This is a genomic window from Acidovorax sp. GW458-11-26-14-TSB4 (assembly GCF_059423865.1).
Map to the genome: position 1 here is coordinate 1 of NZ_JBWKYR010000047.1, position 8,705 is coordinate 8,705.

7 protein-coding genes are annotated in these 8,705 nt (G+C 67.3%); 5 read left to right on the plus strand and 2 right to left on the minus strand.

Annotation, left to right across the window (positions count from 1 at the left end):
• Positions 1 to 163: 163 nt before the first annotated feature.
• Positions 164 to 1,618, minus strand: a complete 1,455-nt coding sequence (gene zwf, locus AC07X5_RS32520) for a glucose-6-phosphate dehydrogenase (RefSeq protein WP_494773537.1) — start codon at positions 1,616 to 1,618, stop codon at positions 164 to 166.
• 190 nt (positions 1,619 to 1,808) lie between these two features.
• Here zwf and pgi point away from each other — a divergent pair, with 190 nt between their 5' ends.
• The gene (gene pgi, locus AC07X5_RS32525) at positions 1,809 to 3,374 is read left to right on the plus strand and encodes a glucose-6-phosphate isomerase (RefSeq protein ID WP_494773538.1); all 1,566 of its coding nucleotides are present in this window, start codon (positions 1,809 to 1,811) and stop codon (positions 3,372 to 3,374) included.
• A gap of 63 nt (positions 3,375 to 3,437) precedes the next feature.
• Positions 3,438 to 4,649: an AGE family epimerase/isomerase gene (locus tag AC07X5_RS32530; protein WP_494773539.1), complete on the plus strand. Its 1,212-nt coding sequence runs from the start codon at positions 3,438 to 3,440 to the stop codon at positions 4,647 to 4,649.
• Here the strand turns inward: AC07X5_RS32530 and AC07X5_RS32535 are convergent, their stop codons facing one another.
• On the minus strand, positions 4,650 to 5,567 hold the full coding sequence (locus AC07X5_RS32535) for an SMP-30/gluconolactonase/LRE family protein (RefSeq protein ID WP_494773540.1): 918 nt from the start codon (positions 5,565 to 5,567) through the stop codon (positions 4,650 to 4,652). It lies immediately after the preceding gene.
• 103 nt (positions 5,568 to 5,670) lie between these two features.
• Here AC07X5_RS32535 and edd point away from each other — a divergent pair, with 103 nt between their 5' ends.
• The 3 genes from edd to AC07X5_RS32550 all read left to right on the plus strand — a co-directional run bounded on the left by edd (position 5,671) and on the right by AC07X5_RS32550 (position 8,501).
• Positions 5,671 to 7,440 carry a phosphogluconate dehydratase gene (gene edd / locus AC07X5_RS32540; protein ID WP_409964281.1) on the plus strand — a complete coding sequence of 590 codons (1,770 nt, stop codon included), beginning with the start codon at positions 5,671 to 5,673 and terminating at the stop codon, positions 7,438 to 7,440.
• Positions 7,431 to 8,087 carry a bifunctional 4-hydroxy-2-oxoglutarate aldolase/2-dehydro-3-deoxy-phosphogluconate aldolase gene (locus AC07X5_RS32545; protein WP_494773541.1) on the plus strand — a complete coding sequence of 219 codons (657 nt, stop codon included), beginning with the start codon at positions 7,431 to 7,433 and terminating at the stop codon, positions 8,085 to 8,087. The genes edd and AC07X5_RS32545 overlap by 10 nt, the downstream gene beginning before the upstream one ends.
• Before the next feature lie 114 nt (positions 8,088 to 8,201).
• Positions 8,202 to 8,501, plus strand: a complete 300-nt coding sequence (locus AC07X5_RS32550; RefSeq protein ID WP_409955494.1) for a DUF805 domain-containing protein — start codon at positions 8,202 to 8,204, stop codon at positions 8,499 to 8,501.
• The last annotated feature ends 204 nt before the right edge of the window (positions 8,502 to 8,705 follow it).

The following is an 8,705-nucleotide window of genomic DNA, read 5'->3' on the forward strand; positions in this document are numbered from 1 at the left end:
GTCCGCCAGTTGCGGGCCTTCCCATGGTGGTGGTGTTTCACGGTCGTGGGCACCGCCACCATGTGGAAGTGTTTCCCTACCCTTGCCCGGAAACGGGCAATTGAAAAGGGCTCCCATTGGGAGCCCTTCTTTTGTTGGTGCCTGCGGTGGCGCGCGCTGGGCCTTACACCTCTTCACTCCAGCAGTAGCCATCGCGCGCGATCATGGCGCTGGCGGCACTTGGACCCCAACTGCCGGCCGTATAGGGCCGGGGACCCAGCGCATCGTTGCGCCAGTGCTGCAGGATGGGCTCTACCCAGCGCCAGGCTTCCTCCTGCTCGTCGCTGCGCACGAACAGGTTCAGGCGGCCGCCGATCACGTCGAGCAACAGGCGTTCGTAAGCACCCACGCGCTCGGTGCCGAAGCGCTGGTCGAAATCGAGGTTCAGGTACACCTGCGACAGCGCGGGCTCCACCTGTTGCTGGGCGGCGCCCTGGGCCATCAGGTGCAGCTCCAGACCGTCCTTGGGCTGCAGGTTGATCACCAGGCGGTTGGCGGCACCGGCCGAGGTGCGGAAGATCGGGTGCGGCACGGGCCGGAAGTTGACGACGATGTGCGCATCGCGCCCCGCCAGCCGCTTGCCGGTGCGGATGTAGAAAGGCACGCCCGCCCAGCGCCAGTTGGAGATCTCGGTGCGCAGCGCGACGAAGGTCTCGGTGGTGCTGCCCGGGGCCACGCCTTTTTCCTGCAGGTAACCGGGCACAGAGGCACCGTGCGTCTTGCCGGCCACGTACTGCCCGCGGATCACGTGCTGGCCGATGGTCTCGGTGCTCCAGGGCTTGAGCGACTGCAGCACCTTGAGCTTTTCGTCGCGGATGGCGTTGGCGCTGGCGTTGATGGGCGGCTCCATGCCGATCGCGCACAGCAGCTGCAGGGCATGGTTCTGCACCATGTCGCGTAGCGCGCCGGTCTGGTCGTAGAAGGCGCCGCGCGTCTCCACGCCCAGTTCCTCGGCAATGGTGATCTGGATGTTGGCAATGGTCTCGCGCCGCCACAGGGGCTCGAACAGTGCGTTGCCGAAGCGCATGGCCAAGAGGTTCTGCACCGAGGGCTTGCCCAGGTAGTGGTCGATGCGAAAGACCTGTTCTTCCTTGAGCACGCGGCGCAGCGTGTCGTTGATGGCCTGGTTGGAGCGCAGATCGTGGCCCAGGGGCTTTTCCAGCACCACGCGGGTGTGCGGGCCGTTCAGGCCCACGGCGGCGATCTGCTCGCACACATTGGTGAACAGGCTGGGCGCCGTGGCCACGTACATCACCACCGACTCGGCATTGCGCTCGTGCAGCATGGCGGCCAGGCGGGCATAGTCCTGGGTTTGCGACAGGTCCATGCGCAGGTAGTGCAGCAGGGCGCCGAAGCGTTCGAACTCGTCGGGGGTGGGGCGCTTGGCCAGGTCCACGCCTTCGAAGCGCGACTGGATCAGGCTGCGGTATTGTTCATGGCTGAGCTCGTCACGGGCCACCGCGATGATGCGCCCCCCTTCGGGCAGCGTTCCGTGGCGGAACGCCTGGAACAGCGCAGGCATGAGCTTGCGCCAGGCCAGGTCGCCGGTTCCGCCAAACAGGACAAGGTCAAAACTCATGGGGTCTCCGTATCAGTGCATTCGTGTAATCGCGTGTGGCTAGAAATTGTAATCACGTTACATCGTTTTGTGTAGGACAGCAGGCCAAATCGCGTTCCAATCTGTGTCTACAGCAAAAAAGTGCCAGACAATTTTGGTAATCAAGTTACTATCTCGCCGTTTTCATTTTTTCGCCCCAGGTAGCCTTTCCATGTCCCTTCGTTGCGACCAGACCCCGCCGTGGCCCGCCTTGCAGGCTTTCTTCGACACCGAAGGACGGCACCTGGACCTGCGGCAGGCGTTCGCGCAGGACAGCGGGCGCTTCGGCCACTTCAGCCAGCAGGCGCCTTACGTCTTTGCCGATCTCTCCAAGAACCTGTGGGACCGGCCGACCGAGGCCCTGCTGCTGGCCCTGGCCGAGGCCTGCGGCCTCGCGGGTCAGCGCGATGCCATGTTCGCGGGTGACGCCATCAACCACACCGAGGGCCGCGCGGTGCTGCACACGCTGCTGCGCCGTCCCCAGGGCCTGGTGCTGCCGGGCGATGGGGCCGACATCGCGCAGAAACTGGCCGAGGTGCATGGCACGCTCGATGCCATGCTGCAGTATGCCGAGCAGGTGCGTGGCGACGCCGCCATCACCGACGTGGTGAACATCGGCATCGGCGGCTCGGACCTGGGGCCGCACATGGCGGTGCTGGCACTCGATGCGTTCCGCGCCGCAGGCAAGCGCCTGCACTTCGTCTCCAACGTCGACGGCCACGAACTGCATGGCGTGCTGCGGGGCGTGAAGCCCGGGAGCACGCTGTTCCTCATTGCGTCCAAGACCTTCACCACGGCCGAGACCATGGCCAATGCGCGCTCGGCGCTGTCTTGGTTCGGTGCGCGGGGCGGTACCGATGTGGCGCGCCACTTTGCGGCGCTGACCACCAATGTCGAGGCCGCAGGCGCTCTGGGCATCACCACCACCTTCGGTTTCTGGGACTGGGTGGGCGGGCGCTACTCGCTGTGGTCGGCCATCGGCCTGCCTATCGCCATCGCCATTGGCGCCGCGGGCTTCCGTGACCTGCTGGCCGGCGCCCATGCCATGGACGAACATTTCCGTACGGCGCCCCTGGCCGCCAACCTGCCGGTGCGCCTGGGCCTGCTCGATGTCTGGTACCGCAACTTCCATGGCTTCACCAGCCGCTGCATCGCGCCGTACCACGCATCCTTGGGCCGCTTGCCGGCCTATCTGCAGCAACTGGAGATGGAGAGCAATGGCAAGCGCGTCGGGGCCGACGGGCAGGAACTGCCGTATGCCACCTCGCCCGTGCTCTGGGGTGAGCCCGGCACCAACGGCCAGCATGCCTTCTTCCAGATGCTGCACCAGGGCACCGACGTGTTGCCGCTGGAAATCATCGCCGTGCGCCAGGCCGCCCACCCGCTGCCGGGCCACCAGGACAAGCTGCTGGCCAATGCGCTTGCCCAGGCCCAGGCGCTGATGGTGGGCAAGGCCAGCCCCGAGGACGGCCACCGCCATTTCCCGGGCAACCGGCCCAGCAGCTTCCTGCTGCTCGAATCGCTGACCCCTGCTTCGCTGGGCGCGCTGATCGCGCTGCAGGAGCACCGCGTGTTCGTGAGCGGCAGCCTGTGGGGCATCAACAGCTTCGACCAATGGGGCGTGGAGCTGGGCAAGGTGCTGGCGCGCGACCTGGAGGCGCGCCTGGCCTCGGGCGATGCGTCGGGGCTCGATGGCTCCACCGCGGGGTTGCTGGCCCGCCTGCGCAGCGGCGGCTGACCGCCCAACAAGGCACAGCACGGCGCCCAACAGAGGCGCCTGCACACACGAGGAGACAAAGCCATGACGGCGCCCCAGCCCGATTTCCGTTCGCCCGCATTCCTGCACGCGCACATCCGCCAGACCATGGCGTTCTATGAGCCCGTCGCCACCGACCCGGGTGGCGGCATGTACCACTTCTTTCTCGACGACGGCACCGTCTACGACGAGCGCACGCGCCACCTGGTGAGCGCCACGCGCTTCGTGGTCACGCATGCCATCCTGTTCCAGACCACGGGCGAGGCCCGCTACCGCAAGGGCATGGAGCATGCGCTCGATTTCCTGCGCACGGCCTTCCTCGACCCGGCCACCGGCGGCTATGCCTGGCTCATCGACTGGCATGGCGGCCACGCCACCTTGCTCGACGCCACGCGCCATTGCTACGGCATGGCCTTCGTGATGCTGGCCTATGCGCGGGCGCACGAGGCCGGCGTGCCCGAGGCGCGGCAGTGGCTGGCAGAGGCCTTCGATACGGCCGAGCAGCACTTCTGGCAGCCGGCCGCGGGCCTCTATGCCGACGAGGCCACGCGCGAGTGGGCGCTGTCGGACTACCGCGGCCAGAACGCCAACATGCATGCCTGCGAGGCCATGATCTCGGCCTTCCGCGCCACGGGTGAGCGCCGCTACATCGAGCGCGCCGAACAGCTCGCGCAGGGCATCTGCCAGCGCCAGGCGGCGCTGTCCGGCGGCTGGGTGTGGGAGCACTTCCGCGCCGACTGGTCGGTGGACTGGGACTACAACCGCCACGACCGGACCAATATCTTCCGCCCCTGGGGCTACCAGATCGGCCACCAGACCGAGTGGGCCAAGCTGCTGCTGCAGCTCGACGTGCTGGCACCCGCGGACTGGCACCTGCCGTGCGCGCGCTTCCTGTTCGATGCGGCGCTGGACAAAGGCTGGGACGCAGCGCACGGCGGGATCGTCTACGGCATGGCGCCCGATGGCAGCATCTGCGACAACGGCAAGTACCACTGGGTGCAGGCCGAGAGCATGGCTGCCGCCGCCGCGCTGGCGGTGCGCACCGGCGAGCCGCGCTACTGGGATTGGTACGACCGCATCTGGGCCTACTGCTGGCAGCACTTCGTGGACCACCAGCACGGTGCCTGGTTCCGCATCCTCGACGGCCGCAACCGCAACCACACGCGCGAGAAGAGCAACGCCGGCAAGGTGGATTACCACAATATGGGTGCCTGCTACGACGTGTTGCTGGCGCTGGGGGCGGAACGCGCTGCGTGACTACATCGCCGCGCTGGCCTGGAAGAAATTCACGGGCAGGCCCGGTACCTCGACCGGCAGGCTGAACAGCGAGCCTGCGGGAATGGCCGCGTCCAGCTCCTCCTGCGGCCGCCCGGCGCGCGCCGAGGTGATGTACAGCGTGCGCAGGTCTTCGCCGCCAAAGCAGACCATGGTGGGGCACTGCACGGGCACCGCAATGCGCTGCAGCACCTGGCCTGCGGGCGACAACTGCAGCACGCAGGCGCCCTCGTACATCGCGACCCAGTAGTTGCCCTGCACGTCCACAGCGGCGCCGTCCGGGCGGCCGCCGTAGGGTTGGCCTTCCGTCTTCGGGGGAAAGGAAACCCAGGGCGTGCGGCCCTCGATGCTGCCCGTGGCAGCGTCGAAGCCGAATCGGTCGATGCGGTGCTCGGGTGTGTTCGACCAGTACAGCGTGCGGTCATCGGGGCTGAAGGCCAGGCCGTTGGCGGTGAAGTTGTCGCCTGCCATTTTCTGTACCCGAAAGCCGCCAGGGGCCGCCTCCAGACGCCACAGGGCGGCGTCGGCCGCGGTGCGCGGGCTGATCACCGAACCGGCCCAGAAACGGCCCGCCGAATCGCAGCGGCCATCGTTCAAGCGCAGCACGCGGGTGTCGTGCGCGTCGGTCGGCAGCAGTGCCAGGCAGGCGAGGGCGCCGCTCTCGGTGTCGAGCAGGTAAAAGCCGTCACGTAACCCGATTACTATTTTTGCGCCTCCTGCCGGTGCGCAGCAGCCTGGCTCCGAGGGCATGTTCCAGGTGCGCAGGCGTCCGCTCGCCGGCTCCCAGGCATGCACCCGTTTACCCTGAATGTCACACCAGTAAAGGGATGTTTCATGGGGATGCCAGAACGGCGATTCACCGAGTTCCGAAGGCGGCAGGGGCAGGGTCTGCAGGGACATTGGCTTGATCCGGGGTGGTTATCGAGTTACATTCTAGAGGCTCCCGCAGGAGCCTTGTCACCGATTCCCATACCCATACCAAATCCCCGATGGAGCATTCCCCATGCATTCAGTCGTAGCGCGCGTGACGGCCCGCATCATCGAGCGCAGCAAGGACACCCGTGCCGCCTACCTGGCCACGGTCGACGCCATGGTCCAGCGCAAGCCTCCGCAGGAGCGCATGGGCTGCGCCAACCTGGCCCATGCCTATGCAGCGTTGCCCGGTTCCGAGAAGTTCAAGGTCACGGTCGAGAAGGCGCCCAACATCGGCATCGTCACGGCTTACAACGACATGCTCTCGGCCCACCAGCCCTACCAGGCCTACCCCGCACTGCTGCGCGACGAGGCCGCGCGCCATGGTGCCATGGCCCAGGTCGCCGGCGGCGTGCCCGCCATGTGCGATGGCGTGACCCAGGGCACGCCCGGCATGGAACTGTCGCTGTTCTCCCGGGACAATATTGCCATGGCCACCGCGGTAGCGCTGTCCCACGACGTGTTCGATGGCGTGCTGCTGCTCGGTGTGTGCGACAAGATCGTGCCCGGCCTGCTGATCGGCGCGCTGCACTACGGGCATCTGCCCTGCGTGTTCGTGCCGGCCGGGCCCATGGGTTCGGGCCTGCCCAACAAGGACAAGGCCAAGGTGCGCGAGCAGTATGCGCAGGGCCTGGTCGGCCGTGACGAGCTGCTCAAGGCCGAGTCGGCTGCGTACCACAGCCCCGGCACCTGCACCTTCTACGGCACGGCCAACAGCAACCAGATGCTGCTCGAAGCCATGGGCCTGCATGTGCCCAATGCTGCATTTGCGCCCCCGGGCAGCGGCGAGCGCGAGGCGTTCACGCGCCAGGCCATGCGCACCGTGCTGTCCATCGGCAAGCGCGGCAATCGCTTCACGCCCATCGGCCATGTGGTGGACGAGCGCTGCATCGTCAACGCCATGGCTGCGCTGCTGGCCACGGGCGGCTCCACCAACCACCTGATCCACTGGGTGGCGATCGCGCGCAGCGCTGGCATCCTGATCGACTGGACCGATTTCGACGACCTGTCTTCCGTAGTGCCGCTGCTGGCGCGCGTGTACCCCAACGGCGATGCCGACGTGAATCAGTTCCAGGCCGCGGGCGGCCCGCCCTGGATCCTGCGCGAATTGCTGGCCCATGGCCTGATGCACCCCGATGTGCTGAGCGTGAACGAAGGCGGTATTGCTGCCGGTGGTGCGCCTGCGCCTGCCACCTCGGGCGACGAGGCCGTGGTCCGCCCGGTGGACAAGCCATTCTCGCCCACGGGCGGCCTGCGCTTGCTGCAGGGCCGCCTGGGCCGAGCAGTGATCAAGGTCTCGGCCGTGCCGGAAGACCGCCACATCATCGAGGCCCCCGCGCGCGTGTTCGACTCGCAGGAGGAGCTGCTCGCCGCCTTCAGCGCGGGCGAGGTGCAGCAGGACATGGTGGCCGTAGTGCGCTTCCAGGGGCCGCGCGCCAACGGCATGCCCGAGCTGCACAAGCTCACGCCCCCATTGGCCGTGCTGCAGAACCAGGGTTTCAAGGTGGCGCTGGTGACCGATGGCCGCATGAGCGGTGCCTCGGGCAAGGTGCCCGCCGCCATCCATGTGACGCCCGAGGCGCTGGGCGGCGGCCCGCTGGCCAAGGTGCGCAACGGCGACCTGGTGCGCGTGGACGCCGTGGCCGGTACGCTCGACGTGCTGGTGGACGAGGCCGAATGGGCCGCCCGCACCCCCGATGAATGCAAGGCGCACGCGGCCACCGGCTTCGGGCGTGAACTGTTTGCCAACTTTCGCCGCCATGCGGGCGGCGCTGAACAAGGAGCCTGCACATGGCTGTGAATGCCACCATCCCTTCCCTGCAGCCGGCGGACATCGCCAGCTACGGCCCGGTCATCCCGGTCATCGTGATCGACCGCGTCGAAGACGCGATCCCCCTGGCCGAGGCCCTGCTGGCCGGTGGTGTGAAGGTGCTGGAGGTGACGCTGCGCACGCCCGCAGGCCTGCCCGCCATCGAGGCGATTGCGCGCCAGTTGCCCGAGGCCGTGGTCGGTGTGGGCACGGTGCTCAATGCCGATGACGCGCGCCGCGCGAGCGAGGCCGGCGCCCGCTTTGCCGTGAGCCCGGGCTATACCTCCGAGGTGGGCTCGGCCTGCAAGGGGCTGAACCTGCCGCTGCTGCCGGGGGTGTCCACCTCCAGCGAGATCATGCACGCGCTGGCCGATGGCTTCCAGTTCCTCAAGCTGTTCCCGGCCGAGGCCGTGGGCGGCATCCCGCTGCTCAAGTCCTGGGCCAGCCCGTTTGGCCAGGTGAGTTTCTGCCCCACCGGCGGCATCACCAATGCCACGGCGCCCAACTACCTGGCACTGCCCAATGTGCGCTGCGTGGGCGGCTCCTGGCTCACGCCCGCGGATGCCGTGCGCTCGGGGGACTGGGCGCGCATCACGCAACTGGCGCAGGCCACTCAGGCGCTGCGGCAGACCGTCTGAGTGGGGTGGCCCCCGGCTCCCGCCGGGCAGGTCACGCTTGCCGCTTATCATGGAGAGGGGCGTTCGCTCCGCAATCTGCAAGTACCCAACATTTCACCAAGAGAGGGCTTCTTCATGGATTTTGCGCAAGCTATCAAATCGTGCTTCAACCAGTACGCGGGCTTCGAGGGCCGGGCACCACGCTCGGAGTTCTGGTGGTTCGCCCTGTTCCAGATCGTCGTGCTGCTGATCGCCGGCGTGGTGAGCCAAGTCGTTTACGGTATTGCTGCTCTGGCGCTGCTGCTGCCGGCACTGGCCGTGGGTGCCCGCCGGCTGCATGACATCGGCCGCTCGGGCTGGTGGCAATTGCTGACGCTGACCGGTATCGGTACCCTGGTGCTGATCTACTGGTGGGTGCAGCCCAGCGGCGAGTAAGCCCCTTGTTTCTGTGGCGCCACTCGCCGTCGCCATGCAAAGTGAAAGCCCGTGGGCCAAGGCCCCCGGGCTTTTTTCATGGGCCCGAGCACACTGCTCGGTGCTGCACTCGGTAGCAAATGCGGTGAATGGGGAGGTGATCGAAATGGCACACCCGAACCACCGGGAAAAATTGGGCATCGCTAGAACTGGCGCGGGTTAGCG